Annotated in this window: 33 protein-coding genes and 4 pseudogenes; 17 read left to right on the forward strand and 20 right to left on the reverse strand. The window is 72.7% G+C overall.

Features of this window, described 5'->3' with window-relative positions; all coding sequences use genetic code 11:
- Positions 1-100 precede the first annotated feature (100 nt).
- Positions 101-1,360, forward strand: coding sequence for an N-acetylmuramoyl-L-alanine amidase (locus E1265_RS04715; RefSeq protein ID WP_132928933.1), 1,260 nt, complete (start codon positions 101-103; stop codon positions 1,358-1,360).
- A 64-nt stretch (positions 1,361-1,424) separates the two neighbouring features.
- Entirely contained in the window at positions 1,425-2,282 is an 858-nt protein-coding gene (locus E1265_RS04720; RefSeq protein ID WP_243740538.1) for a DNA-3-methyladenine glycosylase 2 family protein, read from the forward strand.
- 15 nt (positions 2,283-2,297) lie between these two features.
- Here E1265_RS04720 and E1265_RS04725 read toward each other — a convergent pair whose 3' ends face one another.
- A complete protein-coding gene (locus E1265_RS04725; RefSeq protein ID WP_132928935.1) occupies positions 2,298-2,813 on the reverse strand; it encodes an acyl-CoA thioesterase in 516 nt (171 codons plus the stop codon).
- 116 nt (positions 2,814-2,929) lie between these two features.
- On the opposite strand from E1265_RS04725, the gene E1265_RS04730 reads away from it, so the two are divergent.
- The gene (locus tag E1265_RS04730) at positions 2,930-4,201 is read left to right on the forward strand and encodes an LCP family protein (protein WP_132928936.1); all 1,272 of its coding nucleotides are present in this window, start codon (positions 2,930-2,932) and stop codon (positions 4,199-4,201) included.
- Positions 4,202-4,240: 39 nt separating this feature from the next.
- On the opposite strand, the gene def is transcribed toward E1265_RS04730, so the two are convergent.
- Complete coding sequence (gene def / locus E1265_RS04735; RefSeq protein WP_132928937.1) at positions 4,241-4,873, reverse strand: peptide deformylase; 633 nt, start codon at positions 4,871-4,873, stop codon at positions 4,241-4,243.
- A 65-nt stretch (positions 4,874-4,938) separates the two neighbouring features.
- On the opposite strand from def, the gene E1265_RS04740 reads away from it, so the two are divergent.
- Both E1265_RS04740 and E1265_RS04745 read left to right on the forward strand, forming a co-directional pair.
- Positions 4,939-5,466 carry a helix-turn-helix domain-containing protein gene (locus E1265_RS04740; protein WP_243740532.1) on the forward strand — a complete coding sequence of 176 codons (528 nt, stop codon included), beginning with the start codon at positions 4,939-4,941 and terminating at the stop codon, positions 5,464-5,466.
- Positions 5,467-5,479: 13 nt separating this feature from the next.
- Positions 5,480-5,722, forward strand: coding sequence for a DUF6011 domain-containing protein (locus tag E1265_RS04745; RefSeq protein ID WP_243740533.1), 243 nt, complete (start codon positions 5,480-5,482; stop codon positions 5,720-5,722).
- Between the two features lie 18 nt (positions 5,723-5,740).
- On the opposite strand, the gene E1265_RS04750 is transcribed toward E1265_RS04745, so the two are convergent.
- Entirely contained in the window at positions 5,741-6,052 is a 312-nt protein-coding gene (locus E1265_RS04750) for a helix-turn-helix domain-containing protein (protein WP_243740534.1), read from the reverse strand.
- A gap of 10 nt (positions 6,053-6,062) precedes the next feature.
- On the opposite strand from E1265_RS04750, the gene E1265_RS04755 reads away from it, so the two are divergent.
- Both E1265_RS04755 and E1265_RS04760 read left to right on the forward strand, forming a co-directional pair.
- The gene (locus tag E1265_RS04755) at positions 6,063-6,302 is read left to right on the forward strand and encodes a hypothetical protein (protein WP_132928940.1); all 240 of its coding nucleotides are present in this window, start codon (positions 6,063-6,065) and stop codon (positions 6,300-6,302) included.
- Positions 6,303-6,451: 149 nt separating this feature from the next.
- Positions 6,452-6,857 (forward strand): annotated as a pseudogene (locus E1265_RS04760) (transposase); the annotation flags it as partial.
- 24 nt (positions 6,858-6,881) lie between these two features.
- Here the strand turns inward: E1265_RS04760 and E1265_RS04765 are convergent.
- Positions 6,882-7,304, reverse strand: a complete 423-nt coding sequence (locus tag E1265_RS04765) for a helix-turn-helix domain-containing protein (RefSeq protein ID WP_132928942.1) — start codon at positions 7,302-7,304, stop codon at positions 6,882-6,884.
- An 87-nt stretch (positions 7,305-7,391) separates the two neighbouring features.
- On the opposite strand from E1265_RS04765, the gene E1265_RS04770 reads away from it, so the two are divergent.
- A complete protein-coding gene (locus tag E1265_RS04770) occupies positions 7,392-8,246 on the forward strand; it encodes an NmrA family NAD(P)-binding protein (protein WP_132928963.1) in 855 nt (284 codons plus the stop codon).
- A 97-nt stretch (positions 8,247-8,343) separates the two neighbouring features.
- On the opposite strand, the gene E1265_RS04775 is transcribed toward E1265_RS04770, so the two are convergent.
- The 4 genes from E1265_RS04775 to E1265_RS04790 are packed head-to-tail and all read right to left on the reverse strand — an operon-like array spanning position 8,344 to position 10,798.
- Positions 8,344-8,796 carry a nuclear transport factor 2 family protein gene (locus tag E1265_RS04775; protein ID WP_132928943.1) on the reverse strand — a complete coding sequence of 151 codons (453 nt, stop codon included), beginning with the start codon at positions 8,794-8,796 and terminating at the stop codon, positions 8,344-8,346.
- Between the two features lie 10 nt (positions 8,797-8,806).
- Positions 8,807-9,475, reverse strand: a complete 669-nt coding sequence (locus tag E1265_RS04780; protein ID WP_132928944.1) for a hypothetical protein — start codon at positions 9,473-9,475, stop codon at positions 8,807-8,809.
- Positions 9,476-9,491: 16 nt separating this feature from the next.
- Positions 9,492-10,349, reverse strand: coding sequence for a hypothetical protein (locus E1265_RS04785; RefSeq protein ID WP_132928945.1), 858 nt, complete (start codon positions 10,347-10,349; stop codon positions 9,492-9,494).
- A 35-nt stretch (positions 10,350-10,384) separates the two neighbouring features.
- The gene (locus E1265_RS04790) at positions 10,385-10,798 is read right to left on the reverse strand and encodes an ATP-binding protein (RefSeq protein ID WP_132928946.1); all 414 of its coding nucleotides are present in this window, start codon (positions 10,796-10,798) and stop codon (positions 10,385-10,387) included.
- Positions 10,799-10,981: 183 nt separating this feature from the next.
- Between E1265_RS04790 and E1265_RS04795 the strand changes: the two genes are divergently transcribed.
- From E1265_RS04795 to E1265_RS04805, 4 genes are all read left to right on the forward strand, one after another.
- Positions 10,982-11,833 (forward strand): helix-turn-helix transcriptional regulator, encoded by an 852-nt coding sequence (locus E1265_RS04795; protein ID WP_132928964.1) that lies wholly within the window; start codon positions 10,982-10,984, stop codon positions 11,831-11,833.
- A 10-nt stretch (positions 11,834-11,843) separates the two neighbouring features.
- Positions 11,844-12,035, forward strand: a complete 192-nt coding sequence (locus E1265_RS04800) for a DUF397 domain-containing protein (RefSeq protein ID WP_132928947.1) — start codon at positions 11,844-11,846, stop codon at positions 12,033-12,035.
- A gap of 121 nt (positions 12,036-12,156) precedes the next feature.
- Positions 12,157-12,285 (forward strand): hypothetical protein, encoded by a 129-nt coding sequence (locus E1265_RS40195; RefSeq protein ID WP_279571404.1) that lies wholly within the window; start codon positions 12,157-12,159, stop codon positions 12,283-12,285.
- Complete coding sequence (locus E1265_RS04805) at positions 12,282-12,527, forward strand: hypothetical protein (protein ID WP_132928948.1); 246 nt, start codon at positions 12,282-12,284, stop codon at positions 12,525-12,527. Before E1265_RS40195 ends, E1265_RS04805 begins: the two co-directional genes overlap by 4 nt.
- On the opposite strand, the gene E1265_RS04810 is transcribed toward E1265_RS04805, so the two are convergent.
- The 5 genes from E1265_RS04810 to E1265_RS37845 form a co-directional block, all read right to left on the reverse strand.
- Positions 12,524-13,162 carry a 1,4-alpha-glucan branching protein gene (locus tag E1265_RS04810; protein WP_132928949.1) on the reverse strand — a complete coding sequence of 213 codons (639 nt, stop codon included), beginning with the start codon at positions 13,160-13,162 and terminating at the stop codon, positions 12,524-12,526. The genes E1265_RS04805 and E1265_RS04810 overlap by 4 nt on opposite strands.
- A 39-nt stretch (positions 13,163-13,201) precedes the next feature.
- Complete coding sequence (locus tag E1265_RS38605) at positions 13,202-14,143, reverse strand: DUF4240 domain-containing protein (protein WP_243740535.1); 942 nt, start codon at positions 14,141-14,143, stop codon at positions 13,202-13,204.
- A 541-nt stretch (positions 14,144-14,684) separates the two neighbouring features.
- Positions 14,685-15,482, reverse strand: coding sequence for a hypothetical protein (locus tag E1265_RS37835; RefSeq protein WP_207930946.1), 798 nt, complete (start codon positions 15,480-15,482; stop codon positions 14,685-14,687).
- Positions 15,416-16,033 carry a hypothetical protein gene (locus E1265_RS37840; protein WP_207930947.1) on the reverse strand — a complete coding sequence of 206 codons (618 nt, stop codon included), beginning with the start codon at positions 16,031-16,033 and terminating at the stop codon, positions 15,416-15,418. Before E1265_RS37840 ends, E1265_RS37835 begins: the two co-directional genes overlap by 67 nt.
- Complete coding sequence (locus E1265_RS37845) at positions 15,946-16,353, reverse strand: ATP-binding protein (RefSeq protein WP_207930948.1); 408 nt, start codon at positions 16,351-16,353, stop codon at positions 15,946-15,948. Before E1265_RS37845 ends, E1265_RS37840 begins: the two co-directional genes overlap by 88 nt.
- Before the next feature lie 143 nt (positions 16,354-16,496).
- On the opposite strand from E1265_RS37845, the gene E1265_RS04825 reads away from it, so the two are divergent.
- On the forward strand, positions 16,497-16,925 hold the full coding sequence (locus E1265_RS04825; RefSeq protein WP_132928950.1) for a nuclear transport factor 2 family protein: 429 nt from the start codon (positions 16,497-16,499) through the stop codon (positions 16,923-16,925).
- A gap of 21 nt (positions 16,926-16,946) precedes the next feature.
- On the opposite strand, the pseudogene E1265_RS04830 reads toward E1265_RS04825, so the two are convergent.
- Positions 16,947-17,454 (reverse strand): annotated as a pseudogene (locus E1265_RS04830) (DUF6624 domain-containing protein).
- 175 nt (positions 17,455-17,629) lie between these two features.
- Positions 17,630-19,069, reverse strand: coding sequence for a PLP-dependent aminotransferase family protein (locus E1265_RS04835; protein ID WP_132928951.1), 1,440 nt, complete (start codon positions 19,067-19,069; stop codon positions 17,630-17,632).
- A gap of 89 nt (positions 19,070-19,158) precedes the next feature.
- Between E1265_RS04835 and E1265_RS04840 the strand changes: the two genes are divergently transcribed.
- On the forward strand, positions 19,159-19,545 hold the full coding sequence (locus E1265_RS04840) for a cupin domain-containing protein (protein WP_243740536.1): 387 nt from the start codon (positions 19,159-19,161) through the stop codon (positions 19,543-19,545).
- A 100-nt stretch (positions 19,546-19,645) separates the two neighbouring features.
- Positions 19,646-20,632 carry an aldo/keto reductase gene (locus E1265_RS04845; protein ID WP_132928952.1) on the forward strand — a complete coding sequence of 329 codons (987 nt, stop codon included), beginning with the start codon at positions 19,646-19,648 and terminating at the stop codon, positions 20,630-20,632.
- Positions 20,633-20,992: 360 nt separating this feature from the next.
- Here the strand turns inward: E1265_RS04845 and E1265_RS04850 are convergent, their stop codons facing one another.
- The 5 genes and pseudogenes from E1265_RS04850 to aztA form a co-directional block, all read right to left on the reverse strand.
- Positions 20,993-21,406, reverse strand: a complete 414-nt coding sequence (locus E1265_RS04850) for a hypothetical protein (RefSeq protein WP_132928953.1) — start codon at positions 21,404-21,406, stop codon at positions 20,993-20,995.
- A 74-nt stretch (positions 21,407-21,480) separates the two neighbouring features.
- On the reverse strand, positions 21,481-22,629 hold the full coding sequence (locus tag E1265_RS04855) for a hypothetical protein (RefSeq protein ID WP_132928954.1): 1,149 nt from the start codon (positions 22,627-22,629) through the stop codon (positions 21,481-21,483).
- A gap of 109 nt (positions 22,630-22,738) precedes the next feature.
- Positions 22,739-23,395 (reverse strand): GNAT family protein, encoded by a 657-nt coding sequence (locus E1265_RS04860; protein WP_207930949.1) that lies wholly within the window; start codon positions 23,393-23,395, stop codon positions 22,739-22,741.
- Between the two features lie 149 nt (positions 23,396-23,544).
- Positions 23,545-24,288: pseudogene (locus tag E1265_RS04865) on the reverse strand (glycosyl hydrolase family 5); the annotation flags it as partial.
- A gap of 72 nt (positions 24,289-24,360) precedes the next feature.
- Positions 24,361-25,149, reverse strand: a complete 789-nt coding sequence (gene aztA / locus E1265_RS04870) for a zinc ABC transporter ATP-binding protein AztA (protein ID WP_132928956.1) — start codon at positions 25,147-25,149, stop codon at positions 24,361-24,363.
- A gap of 60 nt (positions 25,150-25,209) precedes the next feature.
- Between aztA and aztB the strand changes: the two genes are divergently transcribed.
- Entirely contained in the window at positions 25,210-26,094 is an 885-nt protein-coding gene (gene aztB, locus E1265_RS04875; protein WP_132928957.1) for a zinc ABC transporter permease AztB, read from the forward strand.
- A pseudogene (locus E1265_RS04880) lies at positions 26,091-26,720 on the forward strand (hypothetical protein); the annotation flags it as partial. The gene aztB and the pseudogene E1265_RS04880, both read left to right, overlap by 4 nt.

Below are 26,720 nucleotides of genomic sequence, written 5' to 3' on the forward strand. Positions count from 1 at the left end.
GGCGGCGGGCGTCGGGGCGCGCCGCCGCGGGCACGCTCCGCGCTCATCCGATTACTCCCCGAATGGACAGATCTCTCCAGGTATGCCCAGGATCATTGCCATGCGTGCACTGCTTGTCTCCCTCATCGGAACCGCCTGCTCGGCCGCCCTGCTCGCCGCGCCCGCCCTGGCCACCGGGCGGCCGTCCACCGCCCCGGCGCCGCCGCCGGCCGGCGGCCTCCAGTCGCTCGCCCTGGGGCCGCTGGCCGCGATCGGCCCCGCCCGGCCGCCTGACGCCCGCCCGAGACCCGAGGGTGGCGGCGCGGAGCAGTCCGGGTTGCGGGGGCTGCCGGCCACCGTCACCGATCCGTTCTCGCTGCTCGGCGTCGTCTGGACGGACGCCGAGGCGCCCCTGAACGGCGAGGTACGGGTTCGCACCAGGGACGCCGACACCGGCGACTGGTCCGACTGGCGGCAGCTCGACCCGTGGCCCGACCACGCCCCCGGGCCGGGCTCGGCCGAGGCGGCCGGCGGCGAGCCGCGCGGCGGCACCGCGCCGCTGTGGGTCGGCCCGTCGGACGGCGTCCAGGTCCGGGTACTGCCGGCCGCCTCCGGCGGGGGCGAGGACACGCGGGCCCGCGAACTGCCGGCCGGGCTGCGCCTCGAACTGGTCGTCCCCGGCACGCCGAGCGCCGGGGACGCCCCGGCCCCCGGCGAGGAGCCGGCGCCGCTCGCCGGCGCCGCCGACGACGGCCTGCGGCCGCCCATCGTGACCCGCGCCGGCTGGGGCGCCGACGAGAGCCTGCGGGAGAGCGGCTTCGTCTACACGGACACCGTCAAGACCGTCTTCGTGCACCACACCGCCGGCAGCAACGACTACGCCTGCTCCGAGGTGCCGTCGCTCATCCGGAGCATCTACCTCTACCACGTGGAGAGCCAGGGCTGGCGGGACGTCGGCTACAACTTCTTCGTCGACAGGTGCGGCACCCTCTACGAGGGCCGCGCCGGCGGCATCGCCGAGCCCGTGCAGGGCGCCCACACTCTCGGCTTCAACCACAACAGCGCGGGCGTCGCCGTCCTCGGCACCTACGACGACACCGGGGTGAGCGCCGACGCCCGCGACGCGCTGTCGCGACTGGTCGCCTGGAAGCTCGGCCTGCACGGCGTCGACCCGAGCGGCACGAGCAACCGCACGAGCACCGGCGGCCAGTGGCCGGCCGGTACCACCGTGGAGCTCGACAACGTGTCGGGACACCAGGACGCGTACCCGACGGACTGCCCGGGCGGAAAGCTCTACGACCTGCTGCCCACCATCCGCACCACCGCCACCGAACTCCAGGGCACCCAGCCGGACGACGAGACGCCGCAGCCCGTCGCGTAGCCTGCCGGGCGTGCCGCATCGTGAGTGGACTCCCCAGGACCCGTACGACCTGCGCCGCAGCCTGATGGTGCTGCGGCGCGGGCCGTACGACCCCGCGTTCCGGGCCGCCGCCGACGGCCCGCTGTGGCGCGCCACCCGCACCCCACACGGCCCGGCCACCCTGCGGCTGACGGCCGGGCCGGCGGGCGTGGTCGCCGCCACCGCCTGGGGCCCCGGCGCCGACTGGGCGCTCGACACCCTTCCCGCGCTGCTCGGCGCGGACGACGACCCCGCCGCGTTCGTCCCCCGCCACCCGCTGGTCGCCGAGTCGCTGCGCCGCCACCGCGGGGTGCGTCTCGCCCGCACCGGCCTTGTGCTGGAGTCGCTGATCCCCTCGATCCTCGAACAGCGGGTCACCACCGAGGACGCCTACCGCGCCTGGCGCCTGCTGCTGCGCCGCTTCGGCGAGCCGGCCCCCGGGCCCGGCGCGGAGCTCGGCCTCTTCGTGCCGCCCGAGCCTCGGACCTGGGCGTTGCTGCCGTCCTGGGAGTGGCACCTGGCCGGCGTGGACGGCAAGCGTTCGGCGGCCGTGGTGCGCGCCGCGCGGCTGGCCCGCCGGATGGAGGAGGCCGCCGCGATGCCGCTGCCGGAGGCGCTGGCCCGCCTCCAGGCCGTCCCCGGCATCGGCCCGTGGACGGCGGCCGAGACGCTGCAGCGCAGCAACGGTGCCCCGGACGCCGTCACCGTCGGCGACCTGCACCTGCCCGGGACTGTCGGCTACGCGCTGGCCGGCGAGCGGGACGCGGACGACGAGCGGATGCTGGAACTGCTCGCCCCCTACGCCGGCCAGCGGTACCGCGCCGCACGCCTGATCCTGCTCGCCGGCGTCCGCCCGCCGCGCCGCGCGCCGCGCCAGCGGCACGCCCGCATCGCCCGGCTGTGATCCGGAAGACGGGCCCTACGCCCGCTCCTGCGCCCGGTCGCGCAGTTCCTGGATCTCCCGGCGCCGCGCCAGTCGATGGGTGCGGCGGATCTGCGCCTCCTGGTAACGGCCGCGGTCCCGGTCGTTCTCGGGGATCACCGGCGGCACCGGGCGCGGCTTGCCGTTCTCGTCGACGGCCGTGAACACCAGGTAGGCGGTGGCCACCCGGCTCGCGGGCCGTGACTCGTTCCACCGCTCGGCCAGCACCTTCACGCCGATCTCCATCGAGGTGCGTCCCGTCCAGTTGACCTGGGCGTGCACGTGGACCAGGTCGCCCACCCTGACCGGTTCGAGGAAGACCATCTCGTCCATCGAGGCCGTGACGGCGGGACCGCCCGAGTGCCGACCCGCGACGGCACCGGCCGCGTCGTCCACCAGCTTCATGATCACGCCGCCGTGCACGGTGCCCAGCAGGTTGACGTCGTTCGGCGACATGATGTGGGAGAGCGTGGTGCGCGAGGCCGCGGTCGGCTTCCCGGGAAGGTCGGTCATATCCTCAGCCTAGACAGCAGCGGCGCGGCCACCCAGTGCGACCGTTTGTGTCAGGTAGGCCACAGTCGGCCCCCCAGCTCCCGCGGGTCGTCTTACCGCAGGCAGACTGCTGTGTTATGAGCGACTGGCCCGACGGATGGACCGACGACGACCAGAACCGAAACCGCCGCCCCACGCCCGAGGGCGCGCGGGTCATGCCCCACGTCCAGAGACCCCCGCGGCAGCGCTCACCGCAACACGACGCGTACCAGCCGGCTGGCCCGGTGCCCGGGCAGGGCGGCGGCCAGGGGCCGGGACACGCCCCGGGATACGACTCCGGTTACAACGAGGGCCAGGTCTACCGGGGCGCGGGCCGCCAGGGACCCCCGCCCCCACCGCCGGGCAACGACTATGACGCGCACCCGCCGGGCCGCCCCCGCTGGGGCCGCCGCATCGGCTACACCGCGCTCGCCCTCGTGCTGGCGCTGGTGACGGTCGCCACCGCCACCTACTTCTGGGCGGACTCCAGGCTCCGCCGCGAGGTCGACCTCTCGATGGTCGAGGACCGCCCGCCCGCCGGCGAGGGGACCAACTACCTGATCGTCGGCTCCGACAGCCGCGAAGGCCTCTCCGAGGAGCAGCAGCAGGAACTGCACACCGGCAGCGTCGAGGGCAAACGCACCGACACGATGATGCTGCTGCACGTCGGCAGCAACGGCAGCACCATGATCAGCCTGCCCCGCGACTCCTGGGTGACGATCCCCGAGTTCACCGGCTCCGAGTCCGGCAACCGCATCCCCGAGCAGCAGCAGAAGCTCAACGCCTCCTACTCCATCGAGGGCCCCTGGCTGCTGACCCGCACCATCGAGTACAACCTGGACATCCGCATCGACCACTACGTCGAGATCGGCTTCGCCGGCTTCGCCAATGTCGTGGACGCGCTGGGCGGCGTCGAGATGTGCCTGGACGAGCCGATCCAGGACGAGAACTCGGGCGCGAACTTCGAGGCCGGCTGCCAGCAGATGAACGGCGCCGAGGCCCTGGCCTTCAACCGCCAGCGGTACCAGGAGGCCGAGGGCGACCTGGGCCGCACCCAGAACCAGCAGGAGTTCCTCGGCACCCTCGCCGACCAGGCCGCCTCGCCGGCCACGCTGCTCAACCCGTTCCGCCTCTTCCCGGTGGCCAACGCGTCGCTCGACTCGCTGATCGTCGACGAGGACATGTCGCTGTGGGACCTGCGCTCCATGTTCTGGGGCATGCGCGGCGCCAACCGGATGAACATCCCGATCGCCGACCCCGGGTTCCAGACCCCGGACGGGCAGTCGGCGGTGCTGTGGGACATGGAGCAGACCGAGACGCTGATGAACCAGCTGCGCAACGACGAGGAGGTCACGGTCGGCCAGGAGTGACGGGCCGGCTCACCCCTTCTCCCTCACCCCGTTCTTTTCTCACCCTTTTCCACGCCGTTCCGCCCGGGCCGCGCGGCGGGCGATGACCTGGTCCCGCAGGGTCCCCATCTCCCGCAGCGCGGCCTTCCGCTCGCGGGCCGCGAGCCGGTCCACGTAGAGCCGACCGTTCAGGTGGTCGGTCTCGTGCTGGAGGCAGCGCGCGAAGTAGCCGCGGCCCTCGATCACCAGCGGTCGGCCCGCCAGGTCCACGCCGCGCACGACGGCGTGGTCGGGGCGGGCCAGCGGCACATAGGGCCCGGGCACCGACAGGCACCCCTCGGGCTCCTCGAGCAGGGTGCGCCGCTCGGCAGGCACCTCGTCGAGCACCGGGTTGGCGATGTGCCCGACGTGCCGCACCCCCCACTCGTCCGTCATGTCCCAGACGAAGAGCCGCAGATCGACGCCGACCTGGTTGGCCGCGAGCCCGGCGCCCTCGGCGACGTCGAGGGTGGCGAACATGTCGTCCACCAGGGTGGCCAGCTCGGCGGAGCCGAACTCGGTGAGCTCGCGGCAGGGCCGGTGCAGCACCTTTTCGCCGATCACCGTGATCAGCCGCACCGACCCGCGCACCGCCTCGGGCGAGGGTACGGGGTAGGCGTCGACGGGTTCCCCCTGGACCAACACGGCGGCCATGGCGCAACTCCTTCGTGGGCTCCGGGACTTGACCCTGCGCCTTGCAAAGTACCAGACTTTGCAAAGTGACCGAAGAAGACGAGTCCCCCGCCCGCCCGGCCGACACCTCCTTCGAGGCGCACCCGGTGCGCCGGGCGCTGCTCGACCTGCTGGCCGAACTCGGCACCGTCACCTCGACCGAGGCGGCCCGCCGGCTCGGCCACAGCTCCGGGCTCTGCTCGTTCCACCTGCGCCAGCTCGCCCGGCACGGCCTGATCGAGGAGGCCCCGCACACCGGCGGCGGCCGGATCCGCCCCTGGCGGCTGCGCGCCCCGGCGGAGCCGGACCCCGGCTTCGACCTCCTCGCGCGCGGCCTGGAGGACGAGAGCTACCAGCGTTGGCTCGCCCACCGCGACGCCGCGCCCGAGGAGTGGCGGCGGGACGAGGCGTTCTCCGCCGTCGTCCACGTCACCCCGGCCGAGCTGGCCCGCCTCGGCGAGCAGATCCGCGCCCTCCTCGCCCCCTACCAGGACCGGCGCGGCCGACCGGCGGCCGCCGCGCCCGTCGCCGCGATCGCCCGCCTCTTCCCGCTGGTCGCGCCGAGGGACGAGTGATAGACCGGTGCCCATGGATTATCCGGTGCCCATGGATGTGGTGGACCTGGAACTGCCCGGCGTGGCCGAGCCGTCGGCCGCGGATGGCGGGGCCGGCCGGCCCCGCGTCGCCTGCCGGCTCTGCGGCCGGCCGCTGCACGACCGCGAGGCGCGGCTGTGGGGCCTCGGCCCCGACTGCCGCGCCAAGCTCGCCCTCCGCACGGCCCCGCGCCCGCCGGAGCACCCGGTGGAGCAGGACCCGCTGCCCGGGGTGTGAGCCCGCCTCGTCGCCACGTCAGGCGTCGAAGCGGCGGCAGGCGTCGTCGATGTGACCGAGATACCGGTGGGTCCAGTCACACATCGCGTCGACCGTCTTCCGCAGGCCACGGCCCGCCTCGGTGAGCTCGTAGTCGACCCGCGGCGGCACGATCGGGTACACGGTCCGCGCCACCAGGCCGTTGCGCTGCAGCATGCGGAGGTTCTGCGTGAGCATCTTGTGGCTGACGCCCTCCACCTCGTTCCGCAGCTCGCTGAACCGGAGCGTCCGCTCGCCCAGCGCCTCGGTGATCAGCAGCGCCGTCGTCGATGGTGACCGGCCGGATCGCACAACGCGGCGTATGAGGGGCAAGTCCGGCCCGATCGACGCCTATGCCGCCGCGACGGCCGTGCTGTCCGGCCGGGCCACGGGCACTCCCAAGAGCCGGGACGGCGTGGTCGAGGCGGTCCGAGCCCTGCGGACCGCCCGCCGCAGCGCGGTCAAGGCCCGCACCCAGGCGATGAACCAATCCGGGGCCTGCTCGTGGCGGCTCCCGCGATGCTGCGTGAGCAGGTCGCGGGCCTGGACCGGACCGCGCTGATACGCACCCTGGCCCGGCTGCGGCCCGGTGACGACCTGGCACGCCCGCTGGCCGCGACCCGGGCGGCCCTGCGCCGCCTGGCCCGCCGTCACCAGGCCATGGACGCCGAGATCACCGAACTGCACGCGGAGATCGGTCCCCTGATGAAGCAGGCCGCCCCCGTACTACTGGACTTGTTCGGTGTCGGCCCGGAGACCGCCGGGCAGCTGTTGGCCTCAGCCGGGGACAACCCCGAGCGCATGCGCTTCCGAGGCGGCGTTCGCACACCTGGCCGGCGTCGCCCCGATCCCAGCGTCGTCCGGCCGCACCCACCGCCACCGCCTCAACCGGGGCGGCGACCGAGCCGCGAACAACGCCCTGCACACCATCGTGCCGGTCCGCATGCGCTACGACGAACGCACCCGCACTTATGTCGAACGCCGCACGAAGGAAGGACTGTCCAAGCCAGAGATCATGCGCTGCCTCAAGCGATTCGTCGCCCGCGAGGTCTACCGCGCCCTGACCGGCACACCAGCCCAACAAACCACTCAAACCGACCTTGCTCCTGCGGCTTGACACCTACAGGAGCATCCGCGGCGGCTACCGGATGTCGTGGTCGGGGTGGGCGCGGTCGTACTGGCGCCGTGCCTCGGCGATGACGGCGCGATGGCTGAGGGACCAGTCGGCGAGCGCCTTGACCAGGTGGGTGAGGCTGGCCCCGGTCTCGGTCAGCCGGTAGTCGACCTGGGCCGGGACGGTCGCGTACACAGTGCGGAGGACGAGCCCGTCGCGTTCCAGCCTGCGTACGGTGAGGGTGAGCATGCGCTGGGAGATGCCGTCGATGGCGCGTTGCAGCTCGCGGAACCGGCGCGGCCCGCTCGCGAGTTCGACGATCACGAGGACCGACCACTTGTCCCCGACGCGGTCCAGGACGTCGCGGATCCCGCAGTCCGGGTGATCCGCGCGCCCACAGGGGTCGAGGTCGGCGGGCGCGCTGGTTACCCCGGTGTGCGTGGGTGACATCGAACTGCCTCCTTGTGGCCGGTACGTCGGCGGATCAGGATCAAGCGTAGTTACCGGTGAGAACCACGACGGAAGAGCATGACTGACATGATCCTGGTGACCGGTGCGAACGGGAATCTCGGCGCGGCCACCCTCACGGCGCTGCACGCCCGCGGTGCGCTCGCGACCGGCGGCAGCCGCACCCCGACCGACGGGATGCGGCGGCTCGACTTCGACGCCCCCTCCGGCATCGACCTCACGGGCGTGTCGACCCTGGTGCTGGTCTCCGCCGGCTACGCCGAGGACGACCAGGTCGTCGGGCGGCACGCGGCTGTCCTGGACGCCGCCGTCCAGGACGGGGTCCGGCACGTCGTCTACACGAGCCTGACCGGCGCCGGCGACCACCTCGCCTTCGCGCTGGCGCACCGCGCCACCGAACGACTGGTGCGCACGTGCGGGCTGCCGTGGACGATCCTGCGCAACGGCCTCTATGCCGAACTCTTCGGTGGTCTGCTGATGTGGGCCGACGACGTCGTGGAGTCCGCGTTCGGCGACGGCGCCCTGGCCGCGGTCGCCCGCGCGGACCTCGCCGAGGCCGCCGCGATCGTCGCGGCGGATCCGGCACCACACGGCGGGCGCGCCTACGACCTGGTCGGCACGCCGATCACGGCCGCGCGGGTGGCCGACCAGCTGGGAGTCCCGCACCGGAGCATCGGCCTGGGTGAGTACCGGCGCAGGCTCCTCGACGAGGGGTCGGGACTGCTGCCGTTCCAGCCGCCAATGCTCGCCTCGATCGCGACCAGCGTCCGGCACCGCTTTCTGGACGGCACCTGCTCCGACCTGGTGGACATCCTCGGCCGCCCGCTCCGCGACCCACTCACCACGGCGGCCGCGGCCGCGGCCGCCACGAGGCCGGCGCCCGACCGGACACCGGCCGGCGACGCGCGGCCCACGACGGCCTGAGCCGGCCACGCGCGCCGCCGAACGCACGGGTCCCGGCCGCCTCCTACCCGCAGCTCTCTATCCGTGGCTCTATCCGTGGCTCTCTATCCGTGGCTCTCTATCCGTGGCTCTGGAACGCCTGGGCGACGGCGAGGCTGTCCTCGTACACGTGGTACCGGGTGACGAGGCCGTTCTCGACGGTGAGGTACAGGGCGATCCGGGCTCGGTAGGGGCGGCCCGTGGGCCTGGCCGTCTGCCGGATCTCGCCGGTGACGACGGCGTCCGCGCCGTCCACCAGGATCCGCTCGATCACGTTGCCGGCCTCGCCCGACACGTGGTGCTCGCCGATCTGGCGGAAATGGTCGGCCACCTCCGCCCGGGTGGACCGGTCCCGGATCCACGGGGTGACGGCGCGGCCGTGCTCCTCCGCCGGCCAGTCCAGCTTCCAGTCGACCCGCTCGGCGAACAACTCCGCGATCCGCGCCGGGTCGCCCTCTCCCATCCGCCCCAGCAGCGCCTGAACGGCCTCCCGGGTGGCGTCAGTTGTGTTGCTCGTGTTGCTCGTGATCATGTCGGGCAGACTACGCGGGGCGCCTGGTCTGCCCGAGCAGGTACCCCGTGAACACGGCGGCGGCCGGGGCGAGGGCCACGAAGAGCCAGGTCAGCCCGTGCGCGTCGGTGGTCCAGCCGTCCCAGCAGTCGCCGAAGTCCTCGGAGAAGTACTCGAGGGCGCCCTTCGCCCCGTCGGTGGACTCGGAGGCGAGGACGGCGGTGGCGAAGGTCTCCCCCAACAGCACGCTGCCGAGCGCCAGCAGGCCGGCGAGCCAGTAGAGCGCGGGCTGCCCCGGCGCGAACCTGCCGACCGGCAACCCGATCATCCCACCGAGCAGCGCGCCCAGCCAGGTGAGTTGGGCGACCTCGGGCTCGGTGCCCTCGCGCATCGCCTCCTCGATCAGCGAATCGAAGTCGACGACCGCGCCGGTGATGAAGCCGTAGACCAGGATCAGCCCGAGGGCGAGGACGAGCGCCTGGAGGAGCGCGAGCCCTGGGTTGCCGTTGCGCGGCGCGGGAACCGGCCAGCCGCCGGGCGCGCCGGGCACCGGGGCCGGCTGCGGGTACCCGTAGCCGGGCTGCGGCTGCGGCGGTTGCGGGTAGCCGTAGCCCGGCTGCGGCGGCATCGGCTGCATCGCGGGCTGGGTCGGCTGGTACGCGTTGGGCTGCGGCTGCGGCTGCTGATATGGATTGCTCACCGAATCTCCCCCGAACTCAGCGGTAGATCACGGCGCACAGCAGCACCGAGTCATTGTCGAGCGTCCACCACCAGAAGTCGTCACCGGACGCCGAACGGCACTCCTCGCCGTCGGTGTTGGCCGGCGCGTCGTAGACGGCGGTGACGTTGTAGAGCTGGCTGTAGGGCGGCGCGATGCTCCCCTCACAGTCCACCCAGCTCAGGAGGTTGGCGCTGCCGTCCGACATGCCGAGGAAGCACTGGCCGACATCGAACTGGCGGGTCACGCACAGGTAGATGTTCTGCACCTCGGCGCCGTAGGAGGTGTAGCTGAAGTAGGACTGCCCGGGGCCGGCGGCGCAGTCGACGGCGAACTCGCTGGTCTGCGAGACCCAGAGCGCGGCGGCCTCGTCGTCACAGCTGACCACCTCGGGGATGTCGGAGCTCCAGGTGGTCTCGTCCGTCATCCAGTTGGCCAGGCAGTCGCCCTGGCTGACCGCCAGGAAGGCGTCGAGTGTCGGGTCGCTTGGCGTCTCGGGGGTGGGGGCCGTGGTCTCCAGACCACCGCCACCGCCGCTGCTGTCGTCGATTCCGCCGGAACCGGACCCGTCGCCGAGGCCGGTGTCGCCCGGCGTCTCGAAGTCCTCCAGGTCCTCGAGGCCGTCCGTGCCGTCGAACGTCGGCAGGTCGGAAGGAGCCGCGGCGCTGGCCCCGCCGCCACGGGCGTCCGCCCCGGTCGCGGCGGCCAGCCCGAACGAGGCGGCCACGGTCAGCACGATGACTCCGGCCCATATCCCGAACCGCTTGCCGCTGTTGTCGGCCGTGTTGGCCGGCCCACCGCCGGGCCCGGGCGCCGGGGGGTAACCCGCGCCCGGCCAACCCTGCATGCCACTCATGTCGTTCCCCCGTGTGTCCTGAACAGGACAGCAGGCTAGCAACCCCCGTCGGACCGCAGTTCGAACCAGACCGTCTTGGCCTCCGGGCGCGGGGCGCCGTGGTAGGTCACACCCCAGGCGGCGGCGAGCATGTCGAGAAGCGCCAGGCCACGGCCGCTTTCGGCGTCGGATCCAAGGCCGTTGACGGCCGGCCAGCGGCGTGGGGCGGCGTCCTTCACGGCCACCCGAACCTGCCCGGAACCGATGTCGGTGCGGATCGAGAGCCGCGCGACGGAGGTGTGTTGGTACACGTTCGTTACCGCCTCACTGACAAGTAGCCGCGCCGTCTCCACGAGCTCTCCGTGCCCGGCGAGGGTGAGCAGCTCGGCGACGTGGTTCCGCGCGACCCGCGGGGTGTCCACGACGTTCGGCGCGGTGAGGTGGTACGAACGGGCGACGGCGATGGACATGGTTGCGCTTCCCTCCCAACACGGTTGGGCGCGGAGCGGGTTCGTCCACTTACCCAACGTGAGACAGGGATGACCCTACGGCACGGAGGAAGATATTTTCTACATTGCCAGTCACAGCTTTGCGACCCTCGGTTCATGGAAGAGTACGGAGAGCAAGCAACTCATCACACGAGAGGGAACCGGATGCCGCCCAGGTCAGCACCTACCGCCCGACAGCGCCGCCTTGGCGCCGAGCTGCGCAAGATGCGGGAGCGCGCCGGCCTCAACGGCGGTGAGGCGGCAGCCTTACTGGACATGGACCGCGCCCGGATCAGCAACACGGAGTCGGGTCGCTTCGGCGTGAGCGCGGAGCGCGTGCGCACCTTCGCGCGCGCCTACGCCTGTCCCGACAAGGAGTACGTGGAGGCGCTGGCGGCGATGGCCGACGAGCGCGTCAAGGGATGGTGGGAGGAGTATCGCGGGACGCTCCCGCCCGGCTGGCTGGACCTCGCCGAGTTGGAGCACCACGCGAGGGCGCTCCGCTCCATGCAGGTGACTCACATCCCCGGATTACTACAGACCGAGGAATACGCCAGGACGGTGTTCGCGACGGCCGTTCCACCCCTGACCTCCGTCGAACTCCGCCGAAGACTTTCACACCGGATGAGACGTCGGGACCTTCTGGACAGGACGGTCGCACCCCACTGCACTTTTATCATCCACGAAGCAGCTCTTCGGATTCAGATCGGCGGCCGCAAGGTTATCCGGAGTCAGCTGGAGTACCTACTCGATGCCGCAGACCGGGACAACGTCACTGTGCGCGTCGTCCCGTTCACCGCAGGCGCCTTCCCGGGCTCGGGCACCACCATGCTCTACGCCGACGGGGCGGTGCCCGCGCTCGACACGGTCCAACTGGACTCCGGCCACGCATCCGTCCTGCTCGACGCCGAGACGCACCTGGAGAACTACCGAGCCATCATTGAGCGCGTGCAAGAATTGGCTGTCAGCCCCGAGAAGACGCTCGATCTCATTCTGGATATCGTGCGCAACCTCTAGGAAGGCGGAAATGCCGGATACTCGTTGGCAGAAGTCGTCATATTCGTCAGAGGCCGGAAACTGCCTGGAGCTGGCCCGCTCCGGCAGTCTCCTGAACGTACGAGAGAGTGATGCGCCGGATGTGATAGCAGCGACCAACCTGCCACGCCTCCACGCGCTTCTTCGCAGCATCAAGACCGGCAGGTTTGTGCGCCTGAGCTGACCAGTGGCGCAAACCACCGCAGGATCTCCCCATCTCCATCGCGACACACAGTTGTGACGCTCCTCTCCGCAGTATTACGGTTGCGCTCTGCCATCGCGCCGAGGTGGAGGGGAGCACATCCATGAACGACACGCCATCAACCCCCGAGCCGGAGAAGAGCCCCGCCGATCGGCTGCGTGAACGGTTGCGTGAGGTCAACGCCAAGAGCGAGGCGAACCGTTTGAGCAGGAACGGCGGCGACCCCAAGTGACCCGCTCGGTCCACCGGTTCGAGGAGTGGATCGTCGCCCTCGACGACGAGCCCGACGCCGAACCCACCGTCTTCGGCGCCCAGTGCGCGGTCTGCCTCAACGCCTCCGACCCCCTCGCCGACGAGGAACAGGTCGCCCACTGGGTGCGCGACCACGCCGGGCGCCACCCCTCCCACCACTCCTACCGCGAACTGATCCAGCGGCCGTTACGGGCGTGGATGCCGAACGCCGTGAACCCCTAGGCCACGCGCAGGGCGGCGAACAGCCCTCGGACCCCGGTCCCGTCCGGCAGCTGCCAGGCGCCGGCGACGTGCCCGGCCGCGCCCTGCGGCGGGAGCGACGCGCCCTCCAGGACCCGGCACAGGCGGAGCGTCGTGCCGTCCGGCGCCCGCAGCTCGGTGCCCTCCTGGTCGTCGACGACGGCGGCGCCGGTGAAGTCCGTGCCGTCACCCCTGTAGGCGCGGGCGATCTCGCGGTCGATGGTGTCGCTGACGCTCTGCTTCTGGGCCTCGACCCGGCCCTCGACCAGGGCCAGCAACTGGGCGACCGCCACCGGGTCGTGGCAGCCGTCGTACGCCCAGCGCCGTCCCAGCACCCCGTGCTCCATCGTGCCGACCAGGGCGTGCTCCGCCCCGTCGAGCGGCGCACCGCGATAGGTGAGCGGCACCAGATACGCCGTCGGCCGGGCGGCGGAGGCGTCGGTGACCACCATGAACTCGATCCCGACCTCGCCCTCCGGGTCGTCCAGCCGGAAGCCACCGGCCTTTGCCAACTCCGGTTCGCCCGCGCCACCGCGATACCAGGGGCGGGAGGGCAGCCAGGAGGTGAGCAACGCCAGCTTGGTCGGCGTGAGAGTGGTGCGGTGGATGACGGCCATGCGAGGGCTCCCTTCCCTTGAGTCCCCACACCTTCTCATCTAGCCCTTGGCGTGCCACCCGATACCGGTGGCGCTGGTCACCCTGTGCAGCGTGGGCTCGGCGACAGGGGCCGCCCACACCTGGACGAGGTACTCCTCAGGCGGGTCGTCGTCCCCGCGCGGGTGGCCGTCGTCACGGTTCCTGCCGTGCGCCCGCACGCGGTAGCCCCCCGGGCCGGGCAACGGCAGCACCGCCTCCTCGTCGTCCTCCCGCTGGTTCGTGGCGAAGTCCATGAACGGCGACTCCCAGGAGGCGGAGACCTCGGCGACGTCCTGCCAGCCCTCGACGTCCAACGGCGGCGGGCCGTCCCACAGTTCGGCGGTGACGGCGACCGTACCGATCTCCTGCCCGCACATGATGCGGATGCCCTCGCCATCCGGGTCGGCCTCGACCAGGCCGTTGACCGTCCAGACGGGCTCGAACTCCACCATCAGGGACTCGCCGGCCACGTCGATCGCGGAGGCGTCGACGAACACGTCCGGCACGGCGGCCCGGCGTATCAGCCTCGACGTGGAGACAGCCCAGCCGGCGGTGTTGGCGAAGGACTCGTGGGAGTAGCGGGTGTCGCGGTCCCACTCCTCACCGGTGACGCGCCGGTACGCCTCGTCCGGCACGTAGACCAGGCTCTCCGCCCAGACCAGATCCCTGGCGTAGGGAACGAAGCGCGCCGGATCACGGAACACCGCCTCGTACGCCCCACGCCCGGCGGCCACGACGGCGGCGCGCGCGTAGAGGAAGCTGTCGCCCGACAGCTCGCTCCCGTACTCCCTGCGGTCCAACCGGTGGAGCGCCCAGGCCAGTTGCTCGGCGAACCCGACGATCACCTCCAACTGCCCGGCGGCCAGCCGATCCGTCAGCGCCGCCGCCAGTCGCTCGGCGTCGGGGTCGGGCGTGGCAGGCGTGCAGTCGTGGATGAGCTGCCAGAAGGCGTCCTCGTTCATGCGGCAGAGCATGCCGGAGGGCTGTGACAGCGGCCGGGGCGTGCCGCGGGTAGGCGGGCAGCGATCTTCCCGAACCCCAGCAACGGTACGGCCGTCGATCTACGGACGTGGCTGCCGCCCGTGCCCATACCTGGGTCAGCTCGATTCGAGCCTGCCATTCCTCGGTGTACTTGGTCAGCGCGTGTGTGGGCCCCAGCACCCGCCGGCGTGCTTCGAGCGGCGTTGATGCGTTCAACGGCCTCACTACGCCGGCCAAGCCCAGACAGCACCTGCGTCAGCAGGGTGCGGGCCCAGAGAGTCAAGGGATACTCGGCACCGTACTGACGATCACGCGCCAGCAGCGCGCGTTGGGTGGCAGGCAGCACCTCGGTCAGTTGATTGGTCTCAAAGAGTGCCGCGCCGTAGTTGAGTTCCGCAGCCAGCGTGATCGGATCGTCCGGCCCCAGAGTCCGATGGCAGTCCGCTAGCAGTGCCGGCCCCGTGGAAACCAGCTCATCCAACTCAGGGCCCGGAAAGGCTTCCAACAGAGCGGTCCTTGCGTTCAGGTCAGCGGGTGATCGGGCCCCAGGGCGGCCGTGCGGCCGATCACGGCCCGGTGAATGAGAGCGACGCCCTCGCTCCCACTCCCAAGCGCTCTGAGCGGGTTAGCCAAGCCAAGACACAGCTCGAACACGTCCAAGTCTTCCGGCCCGAGCAGGCGTTCACCGTCCGCAAGCAACCGCCGGTACTCATCAACTGCCTCTTCGGCGCGCCCAAGTCGATGCACCGCACGACCGACACGATCCTGGTGTATCGAAGGGCGATTCGATCTTCCGGCCCCAACCCCCGCTGCGACAGGGCCGAACCTTCCGTTGCCAGCACGAGCGCTGCCGCATAATCGCCACTCCGGTGAGTGGCCACGACCAATCGCAGCAACGCTTCCGCCGCGGCCTCGACGCCGGTCCCGCCGCAGCAGACCAATCGCGTGGGGTGCCAGCAAGCCGTATCTCTCATCTGTTTCGCCGCGCACGGGAATCTCGGGCAGGACCGCGAGCAGCAGACTGGCCGCCATCTCCACCAGACCGGCCCGTTGTTCGGCTGGGATGCCCCTGGCGACGCTGTCGAGCAGTACGCCGTGGGTTCTCAGGCACCGCACCGGGCCGGGGACGACCTCGGTCAGCGACTGGTCGAGGAGTCCGCGCAACGCGGCTTCCGCGCGGGGTAGTTCAAGACCCGACAGCAGGGACAACGGCAACGGATCGCCGGTCCAGCAGGACAGCAGCCGCAGTAGGGTCACCGCCTCCGGCAGTCCGCCGTCGGCCAGTGCCCGGAGGGACAGCTCCCAGGTGGAGCTGACCATGTGGCGGGAGTCGCCCCCGGATCCGCGCCCTGGTCGATCAGTTCGATCGGGTCCGCGTCGAGGTTGCGGCCGTAGTCGGCCAGGGTCCAGCGTTCAATCACCTGGTGGGCCAGGAACCCGCCGGCCAGCGTCAACGCCAGCGGCAGACGTCCCAGCCGGTCGGCGACCTGAGCCGCCTCCTCCTCGGTCCCCGCCTCCGGCGCCAGATCGCGCAGCACCTGCGCCGCGTCCTGTCTCGGCAGCACGCCGATGTGCAGCCGCTCCGCGCCAGGCCACCAGTGGGCCGCCGCCTGCCGCGAGGTGACCAGGACGGTCCCGGCCGCGCTGGTGCGCAGCCAGCCGCCGTCCCGCAGCACCGCCGGGTCGTCCGCGTTGTCCAACACCAGCAGCCAGGGTTGTTCGGAACGGTCGAGGTAGTCCCAGACCAGGTCGGCCGCCGGACGTAACCCGTCGCGCGCGGCCGTCAGTTCGCCGTCGCTCGCGCCCCGGTCGGCCGCCACCGCCAGCATGCCGGCCCGCAGCGACGCCGTGTCCGAGGCGTTGACCCACACAGGCCGACCCGACCGCCGGCGCTCGTCGCGTGCCGGAACACCTCGTACGCCACGGCGGTCTTGCCGCAGCCGCCGAGACCGTGCAGCACATACGCCCCACCGCCCACGCCCGGCGCGACGGCCGCCCGCAGCCGCGCCATCACCTCGCCCCGGTCCCGCAGCACCACCGGCGCCCGGCCCACCGGCGGCCACCGCACCGAGTCAGGGCTGGACGGCTCCGCCATCCCCGCGTGGTGGTGGTGCTCGGTGATGTGCTGGTCCCCACCCGCCTGATACACCCGACCCTCGCCGTCCGCCCGGCCGTCGTTGCGCACGCTCACGACCTCAACCCCCTCTCTCCACCGAACTCCCTACCAACCAAGGCCCGCGCCACACCGCGCGCCCGCCAACAGGGCGTGGCCTGACATTTCGGTGGGCTGTCGGGTCGTACAGGTGGACCGACGTTTCACCACCGGAGGACGCGATGAACTCGAACGATTCCGACGTCAGGGCTCTGCTGGAGAGCCGCGTCGACGCCTGTCAGGCCAAGGACGTCGATCGCCTCATGTCGCTCTACGCCGACAACATCGTCTACTACGACGTCGTGCCGCCCCTGCGGTTCGCCGGGCAGGACGAGGTGCGCCGCAACTTCGAGCGGTGGTTCGCCGGTTACGACGGCCCCATCAGCCTGGAGACCCATGACCTCACCGTCGCGACCGGCGACGACGTCGCGTTCGCGCACATGCTGCACCTGGACTCCGGAAACCGCACCAACGGGCTCCGGAGTGCGATATGGGTGCGGTCGAGCGTCTGCTGCCGGCGGTCAGGTGACACGTGGCTGATCACGCACGAACACATCTCGGTGCCGATCAACCCGGAGAACCTGACGGCCTGGTGCCCGCCGGACATGTGAGGCGGCCGCGAGCCATCGGCGTCAGGCGGGCGCGTGCCTGGCCACGTACTCGGCGAAGGGCTCGATGCCGACCTCAGCGCGCAGGTCGTCCACGCGCTCGGGCTCGGCGCAGGGCCACGGGACCGGTGCCCCGTCCCGCACGCCGGCGATCTGGGTGCCGTAGATCTGCTCTCGGCCCTCGTTGACCAGCGTGCGGTCGCGGAGGAGGGGCCAGGTCGCGCGGGCTGGCCAAGCCCGCCGCGACCGCCTGCTCAAGCAGGTCGAGGGCGCGGCGCTGGACGTCGAGCTGCCGGTCGGCGTGCTGGGCGACCAGCCAGGCCGCGCGGGCGGCCTCCTCGCCGACCGCGTCCGCCGTCGGCCAGCCGTACGCGTCCATGATCTCGTTGAGCCGGTCGCCGTGCCGCGCGGTCAGCCGGCGCCAGGCCAGCTGCTCGGCGGGGTCCTCGCCGTGCCCCCGGATCGCCAGCCGATGGTCGGCCTTGGCCATCTCCTCGAGTTCCGCCGCCAGCGCCGCGATGTCGTGTGCCACTCTCGACTCCCAGGTCAGACAAGTGTGTTGGGTTCGACGTTCGCAACCCGTTCGCAACCCTAAAGGGAGTTCACGTACGCGAAGATCATGCTGGGGAACGGTGACAGGCGCCCTCGCGCACTCGCATAATGGACCTACCCCCGAAACCAGAGCCCGGCTTACGCGCGCGCCCGCGTCACACCGCCATCGCGCGCGGGGACTGTCCGGCGTCGTGGTCGCCGCCGTAGGCGCCCCAGGCCGTGGCCAGTCGGCGGGCCGCCTCGGTCAGCGTCTCGGTCGGGGCGAAGGAGTGCAGGCGCACGTGCTGCCGGCTGCCGCCGGAGGCGTCGAGGCCGGCGCCGGGGACCACGGCCACGCCGTGCCGCAGCGCCGCCTGCGCGAAGGTGTCGCCGTCGCCGTGCGGCAGTCGCACCCACAGCGTCTGGCCGCCCATGGCGGGCGGGACCTCCCACTCCGGCAGCAGCCGCGCCAACTCGGCCCGGAGGTGGTCGTGTCGAACCCGGCGCTCGGCGGCCAGCTCGGCACAGAGCCCCTCGAACCCCGGCAGCAGTTCGGCGGCCGCGAGCTGCGCGGGCAGGTTGCCGCCGAGGTCGTGGACGGCGCGGAGCCGGGCGAGGCGGTCGGCGACCGGCCGGGCGGCGCGGATCCAGCCGACGCGCAGCCCGCCCCACACGCTCTTGCTCAGCGAGCCGACCGTGACGACGCCGCTTTCGGCGTACGCGGCGAGCGGGGGCGGCGTCTCGTGTCCCGGGAAGGTCAGGTGGGCCAGGACCTCGTCGTCGACGAGCGGCACGTCCGCGGCGGCCGCGGCCCTGGCCAGCCGGCGGCGGACGAGCGGCGGCAGGACGGCGCCGGTCGGGTTGTGGTGGGTGGAGACCAGGTAGGCGAGGTCGGGGCGGCGCGCCGGGGCGGCGACCGCCGACTCGAAGCCGTCGAGGCCGACCGGCAACGCCCGGAGGTGCGCCGCCTGTTCGCCGAAGGCCTCCAACGCGCCCGGGTAGGTGGGTGCCTCGACAAGCACCCGGCCGCCCGGCTCCACGAAGGCCCGGGCGAGCAGCGAGAGCGCCTGCTGCCCGCCGTTGGTGATCACGATCTGCTCCGCTTCGGTGGGCAGGCCGCGCCGCGCGTAGTACGCGGCGACGGCGTGGCGCAGCCGTGGGTGGCCGGCGGGGCGGTAGCCGATGTCGTCGGTGACGGTGGCCAGTCGTGGCAGCGCCCGCTCGTAGGCGGCGAGCAGCGCGGACGGGGGTGCGGTGGGCGCCGCGCAGGCCAGCTGGATCACGTCGTCGCTGGGTTCGAGCAGGTGGAGGAAGACGGGCGCGCCGGTGGTCTCGCGCGGGCCAGGGCGGGCCGGACCTGCCACCCGGGTGCCGCTGCCCTGGCGGCGGACGATGCGGCCCTCGACGCGGAGCTGCTCGTACGCGGCGACGACCGTGCCGCGACCGACCGCGAGCGCGCCGGCCAGCGCCCGGTCGGGCGGCAGGGCGGCACCTGGCGGCAGCTCGCCCTCGTCGACGAGGCGCCGCAGCCGCGCGGCGAGCAGCAGGTAGAGCGGGCCGCGACCCGAGGACCAGCGGCCCAGGCGGTCGGCGAGATCGGCAGGTGTCAGGGCCATGGCCCACCTCTCCGCTTTGGCTCGGTTGACGAACCAATTCTGCGGCATTGGCCCTGGGCGGCGGCCGCGCCCCCGGCGAGGATCACGGCATGACGACAGAGACGACAGAGATGACAGAGACGGTGGAGACGACGGACACGACGACGCACGCCGCCGCGCGGTCCGTGCCCGAGGCCATCGCCGCGCTCCCCGGCCCCTTCCAGCAGCACGAGCTGGCGCGGGTGAACGACACCACCGTCGTGCGGCTGGCGCGGGTCGAGGGCTCGTTCCCCTGGCACCACCACGACGAGGACGAGATGTTCCTGTGCTGGGACGGCAGCCTCCGCATCGAGCTCGAGGGCCAGGACCCGGTCCTGCTGCGGGCCGGCGAGCTGTTCGTCGTGGAACGCGGGGTGCGGCACCGGCCGGTGGCCGACGAGCACGCCCACGTCCTGCTGGTCGAGCACCCGGACACGAAGCAGTACGGGAACGACTGACCATGCTCGCTGGCCGTCTGGTTGGCCGTCTCGTTGACTTCGAGCGCGCTCCAACCCCTAGCGTCTGGCACGGAGAGTTCCGATCGCAGGAGGCGACGCCATGACCACACTCCCCACCCGACACCTCGGCGCACTTGCCGTCTCCGCGCAGGGCCTGGGGTGCATGGGCATGAGCCACGCCTATGGCGCGGCGGACGACGAGCAGTCGACGGCGACCCTGCGCCACGCCCTCGACCTGGGCGTGACGCTCCTGGACACCTCCGACTTCTATGGCGCGGGGCACAACGAGGAACTGGTCGGCCGGGCCGTCGCGGGGCGCCGCGACGAGGTGGTGCTGGCCACGAAGTTCGGCTTCGCCAACCGCCTCGGCGAGCCCATCGTGATCCGCGGCGACGCTGCCTACGTGCGGCAGGCGTGCGAGGCGTCGCTGCGGCGGCTCGGGGTGGACCACATCGACCTCTACTACCAGCACCGGGTGGACCCGCGGGTGCCGATCGAGGAGACCGTCGGCGCCATGGCCGAGCTGGTGCGGGAGGGGAAGGTCCGCCACCTCGGGCTGTCCGAGGCGGGCGCGGAGACCATCAGGCGGGCACACGCGGTGCACCCGATCGCGGCGCTGCAGAGCGAGTGGTCGCTGTGGACCCGGCACCTGGAGGCGGAGATCGCCTCGGTCTGCCGTGAGCTCGGCATCGGTCTCGTGCCGTTCTCGCCGCTCGGGCGCGGCTTCCTGACCGGCCGCTACAGCTCGGTCGAGGGGCTCGCGGAGAACGACATGCGGCGCGGCCAGCCGCGTTTCGCCGACGGCAACCTGGAGCGGAACCTGGCGATCGTCGCGAAGCTGCACGAGCTGGCCGAGGTCAAGGGGGTGACCGCGGGCCAGCTCGCCCTGGCCTGGGTGCAGCACCGGGGCGAGGACGTGGTGCCGATCCCCGGCACCCGGCGGCAGCGGTATCTGGAGGAGAACCTCGCGGCCCTCGACGTCGAGTTGTCCGCCGACGACCTGGCCGCCATCGAGGCCGCCGCCCCGCCGGAGCGGATCGCGGGCGACCGCTACGACGCGACCAGCCTCGCCTTCGTCAACGGCTGAGCCCGGCCGGGGAGCCGGCCGCCGGGCCCGTCCGGGCGGTCTTCGAGGATCCGCCCGGCAGCGGCGCGGTTCGCACTCGGCCGCACGCGCGCGCAGCGCCCGACGCGCCGCGCAGCGGCCCGGGGCAACGCGGCGAGGGGCCGGGTACGGCGTCGCGGCCCGGAAAGACCGCCGGGGAGCCGGCCGCCGGGGCCTGGTGCCGCATCAGCCAAGGTTCGCCCCCGTCGCGACGCCCGGCACGGCACCTCGCTGCGTTACCGAATCGCGCGAATACGGCCAGGTATGAGCTGCGATCCGGCGCCTTGCGATGCACCGCACCGGACGCCGCTCCTTGACGGGCAAACCTTGGCTGACACGGCACTAGCCGATGCGCATGTCGCCACCGGCCTGGTAGACGCGGGCGTGGCCGGAGGCGGTGGCGTGCTGGGTGATGGTCGGCCCGGCGGCCGGCGGCCCGTCCTGCTCTTCGGTCAACTCGGTCAGCAGGTCTCGTAGTTCATCGGCGACCTCGGGGTGGGTGGCCAGCAGCCGCCGGACCCGGCCGCGCCACTGGGCCACCAACTCGCCCTCGGTCTCGGTGTCCTCGGGCGGGGTGTTGGCCAGTTCGTCGCGGGTGGTGGCCAGTTCGTCGCCAACGGCGTCGGCGCCCTCGGGCCGCACCCGGCGCCAGAGCGCGACGAGCCCGTCCCTGGCCCGCTCCCACGCGTCGGTGGCCGCCAACGTCACGATCGTCGTCCCCGCCGAGCCGGCCAACGCGGCGATCTCCGGATCCACAGGCCCTCCCCTTTCGTACGGCGTTCCCACGGCGCCTTCTCCACTCCTTGCCACCGAAACGCTCCGGGGACACCTCAGCGTGCCCGCAGCGGCCCCGCCGTCCGCTCCACCTCAGACCACAACGTGGGCCGGTGCCGTTCGGTGAAGGCGGGAACGTACGGCCACATGACCTGCTGACCGGCGTGCGTGGCGGGCGTCGTGGCCCAGACGACGCCGTCCCGGTCGGTGCTGAGCCGCCAGTGGGCGGCGGCGCCGGCGGCCACGTCGGCGCGGAGGTGCTCGACGATCTCCGGGGGCACCGGAGCCACGGGACGCGAGGGCGGGCGCCAGCCGGGCAGCGGCCCCCGGAAGCCGACGCCGTGCCGACGGCGCAGCAGCACGATCTCGACGACCGCGGTGGCCGTCACGCCGACGGGGCCGGCGAACAGGGCGACCCAGTACGGGGGGAGCGGGGTCGAGCCCGGGTACGCCTCGACGGAGTCGACCAGGACGGCCTGCGCGACCGCGGTCAGCCAGGCGAGGGGAACGCTGGTCAGCGGCCGGACGAGCGGGTGGCCGCGGACGCCGAACGCGTTGCGGTTGATCAGGTAGAGGACGGAGCCGAAGAAGACCGTGAGCCACGGGCCGAGGACGAGCACCAGGAGCAGCCAGCCGGGGTCGTCCGGCGTGTGGTCGTAGTGGTTGACCGCCCAGTACAGGAAGAGGCCGCAGAAGGCTGCCGTGAGCAGCGCGGTGAGCAGCGGGCGGCCGCACAGGCGGAGCACGGTGACGCGCGTGCCGGGGCGGGCCAGGGCCACCAGCGAGCCGCAGGCCACGAGCAGCGACACCGGGCCCGTGAGGAGCATCAACAGGCCGCTGGTGAAACCCTGTTCGACCGGTTCCAGGAGGCCGTCGCCGGTGAACAGGCCGACGAAGAACGCGAGCAGGCCGAGGCAGAGCAGGGCGCGGGGCAGCAGCAGCCGTTCGATGAGCGGGTCGGCGGCCTGCCGCGCCAGCGTGGTCACGACCGGCTGCCCGTACGCGCCGAGCGGCCCGCCGGCCGACGCCGCGAGCTGGACGGCGTCGGCCGCGGTGAACCGGAACACCCGGAAGGGGCCGTAGATCCGCCGGGCCAGCCGCCAGGGCAGCAGCGCGTCGAGCGCCCAGGCGGCCGGCCCGGTCAGGCGGGGCGGGGGCTCGGGGACGCGGTAGGGCGGCCGGTCGTAGGAGCCGCTCGTGGTCATGGTGGCGTTGCTCCCCCGAGGTGACGGTTCATGATCAAATCGCGCTCATCCTGGCATGCCGGTGGTGGCGAGCATGGCCGTGGTCACGTTCCGCACCGCGGCAACGCGGCTAGAGGCCGAAGAGCGGCAGGCACGGCTCCAGGCCCGTGATGGTGACGGGCGGCCGTTCGGCGGCGCCGGCCGTCCACTCCTCGCGGGTGAGGCGGAAGCGCTGCTCGGTGACCGCGACGTCCCGGACCACGTGGCGGGCGATGCCGTCCGGCCGGTAGCCGACCTTGCGGGAGACGGCCTGCGAGGCGGCGTTGTGGCAGAGCGCGCCGGAGACGGCGTCGGTGGCGTCGAGGCCGGCGAAGGCCAGGTGGAGGACGGCGTGCCGCATCTCGGTGCCGATGCCCTTGCCCTGGTGGGCCCGGCCCAGCCAGGAGCCGCTCTCGACCTGGCGGAGCGTGGCGTGGTTCCTGGCCGTGAGGCTCTGGATGCCGACCGGCCGGCCCTCGTGGAAGACGGCGAGTTCGAGCGCCCAGTTCTCCGGGGTCCACTGGCCGAGCATCCGCCACTGGTACTGGAGGACCGAGCGGCCGCGTTCGGGCGGCGGGAGGTCGGTCCAGGGGAAGAGGAACGGCATCTCCTCGGGCGGGTGGACGCCCTCGCCCGCGAGTTCGGCCAGCTGGACCAGCTCGTCCGTGGTGGGCAGCCGCAGTTCGAGCCGCGGCGTGGTGACGCGGAGGCCGGCGAGCGGCCAGTAGTCGGTGAGGATGGTGTGCATGCCACCGCATTGTGCGGCGGCGGAACCGGTGCCGGCATCCGAATTCCGCCGCGCGCGGCGTGGCCCGCCCGATCGGCGACGGCCGCCGGGCCGCTCGGCGTCTCGGGTCCGGTTGCGGGCGCCCCACGACCGGACCCGGAGGCCCGTCAGTTGACGGAGGCGGAGAACGAGTTCACGCCGAGGCCCGCGCCGCCCTGCCAGGGTTCGAAGCCGGCCTGGATGCTGGTCAGGTACCAGGAGTTGGTGGCCATGCCGCGCGCGACGGCCACGTCGACGAAGTCCATGACGTCGAAGCTCCAGCTGTTGATGGCGGAGGGCGCGACGAAGGAGATCACCCGGTTGGAGCCGTTGCTGCCGGTCCACACCTCCCAACTCCGGCCGCCCACGGTGGCGGTGCCGCTCGGGGAGCCGATGGGCTGGATCGGGCCGACCCGGTTGAACCAGATCATGATCTCGGTCTGGTTGACGCCGTTGGTGCGGGGCGTCGGGTCGAGCCAGATGTCGTACGAGGCGTTGTACGTCGCGCCGCCGACGTAGCTGTACGAGATGCTGCTCGGTGCGCTGCCGATGCTGGAGAGCTGGCGCGGCAGGTTGGTGCCGGGCGAGCAGTTGGCGTAGTGGCAGCCGACGTAGATCGACGGGTACGACTTCGGCGGGCCGTCCGTGGGCACGCTGCCGTCGGCCCTGGTGATCTGGAAGCCGGTGCCGGTGACGTTGACGCACTGGGTGGCGCCGGTGCCCCAGCGGTTGTTCTGGACGGTGTAGCGCCCCTGGATGGTGGTCGTGCCGTACTGGTCGCAGATCTGGACGTCGGCGTGCGCGGCGGGCGCCGTCGTCAGCAGGGCGGCGAGCGTGCCCATGATGGCCAGCGTCCAGCGCAGGCGGTTCCTCATGATGTTGCTGCTCCCTCGATCGAGTGGGGTACGGGGTCGGGGAGCGCTCCCAAGGCGATGCCGCGCCGGACTCTAGGGGCAACTCGGGTCGCCGACAAGCCCGTTCGACACGTTCGACAGGCTCGACAGGCTCGGCGCGTTCGGCGTCTGGCGCGGCAGGCCCCAGGCGCGGGCCAACGACTCGCCGGTGAGGACGGCGGCCGGCGGGCCCTCGGCCAGCAGTTCGCCGTCGGCGAGCAGCAGGCAGTGGTCGGCCAGCAGCGCCTCGTCGAGGTCGTGGGTGGCCTGGACGACGGTGACGCCGCGCTCGGCCGCCTCGGCCAGCACGGCCGATATCCGACGGCCGGCGGCGAGGTCGACGCCGGCGGCCGGCTCGTCGAGGAGGAGCAGCCCGGAGTCCTGGGCCAGCCCCTGGGCGACCAGGGCCCGTTGCCGTTGGCCGCCGGAGAGCTCACCCAACTGCCGTCCGGCCAGGTCGAGTAGGCCGAGCCGGTCGAGGCAGTCGTGGACGACGGCGCGGTCCTCGCGGGTGAGGGGCCGCCAGGGGCCGCGGTGCGCCCAGCGGCCCATGGCGACGGCGTCGCGCACGGTGAGCGGCAACGCGTCGGCGGCGGCGCTGCGTTGCACCACCAGGGCGGGCCGGCGACCGGCGTCGCCGCGGTGGACGACGGAGCCCGCGGCGGGCCGCAGGACGCCGGCGACGACGCCGAGCAGCGTGGACTTGCCGGCGCCGTTGGGTCCGACGACGGCGGTGCGGCCGGCGCGCGGCAGCCGGGCGGTGACGTCGCGCAGCGCGGGCGGGCGGCGGGGGTAGCCGGCGGTGACGCCCCGCAGGGTGACCGCGTCGTGGCTCGTCGGCATGACGGACCTCACTTTCCCATAGTGACAACCATTTTCATTTTCATTGTATGGTCATACGCCATGGAGTGGTTGTCCGATCCGTTCCAGGTGTCCTTTGTGCAACGGGCGCTCTGGGGCGGGATCCTCGTCTCGCTGATCTGCGCCCTCGCCGGCACCTGGGTTGTGCTACGCGGAATGGCGTTCCTCGGCGACGCGATGTCGCACGGAATGCTGCCCGGCGTGGCGTTGGCCTCGCTGCTCGGCGGCAGCCCGCTGGTGGGGGCCGCGCTCAGCGCGGGCGCGATGGCGCTCGGCGTGACGGCGCTCGGCCGGTCGCGCCGGCTCTCGGCCGACACGGCGATCGGCCTGCTGTTCGCGGGGATGCTGGCGGCCGGCGTGATCATCGTCTCGCGCTCGCAGTCGTTCGCGGTCGACCTGACCGGGCTGCTCTTCGGCGACGTGCTGGCGGTCAGGGACCGCGACCTCGCCTACCTCGCGGGGGCTTTGGCGGTCGCGGCGGCGATCGCGGCGGCAGGACACCGGTCGTTCACCGCGCTCGCCTTCGACGAGCGCAAGGCGCGCACGCTCGGGCTGCGGCCCGGCCTCGCGCAGGCGGCGCTGCTTGGCCTGGTGACGCTGGCGATCACCGCGTCCTTCCACGTGGTCGGGACGCTGCTGGTGTTCGGCCTGCTGATCGCGCCGCCGGCCGCCGCCGCGCTGTGGGTGCGGCGGATCCCGCTGATCATGCTGGTCGCCGCGGTGCTTGGCAGCGCCGCCACGGTCCTCGGGCTGCTGATCTCGTGGCACGGCGGCACCGCCGCCGGCGCCACCATCGCCGCGGTCGCGGTCAGCTGCTTCTTCCTCTCGGCGCTCGGCTCGGCCGTCGCCACCCGAACGACCCGGACGACCCCAACGACCCGGACGACCCGAACGATACGCAGGGAACAGGCAGGGCTCACCAGGTGATACGGAGACGACGGAGGCTGGCGCTGGCGGCGGTTCCGCTGCTGCTCGCGGCGTGCGGCGGCGGCGAGGGCGACCGTTCGGCGGCCGAGGCCGGGGCGCCGGGCGACGAGGCGACGCCGCACGGCTACGTGGCGGGCGCCGAGGAGACGGCCGAGCCGCAGACCAGGCTGGTGCTGGCCGAGGCCGGCACCGGCGAGGTGCGGGTGCTCGACCTGACCACCGAGGAGGCGACGAGTCTCGGCTCGCTGCCGGCGGCGAACGGCCTGGCGGGCGACGGGCGTTACGGCTACCTCACGGCGGACGACGGCACGGTGACGGTGGTCGACGGCGGCGCCTGGACCGTGGACCACGGCGACCACGCGCACTACTACCGGACCGAGCCGACCGTGGTGGGCGAGGTGCCGGGCGGCGGGGGCGAACTCCTTGGCGCCCGGGCCGACGCCGCCATCACCGCGCTGACCTACGACGACGGCACGGTGGTGCTGCTCGATCGGGAGGCGCAGGACGAGGGCGAGATCGCCGAGGCCGCCAGGCTCGACGCGGGCGCGCTGGCCGCCGCCGTCCCCTTCGAGGGCCGGGTGTTGGTGCCGGGTGCCGAGGGGGTCGCGGTGTACGACCGGGAGGGC

The organism is Streptomyces sp. 8K308 (assembly GCF_004348315.1).
GTDB lineage: Bacteria > Actinomycetota > Actinomycetes > Streptomycetales > Streptomycetaceae > Streptomyces.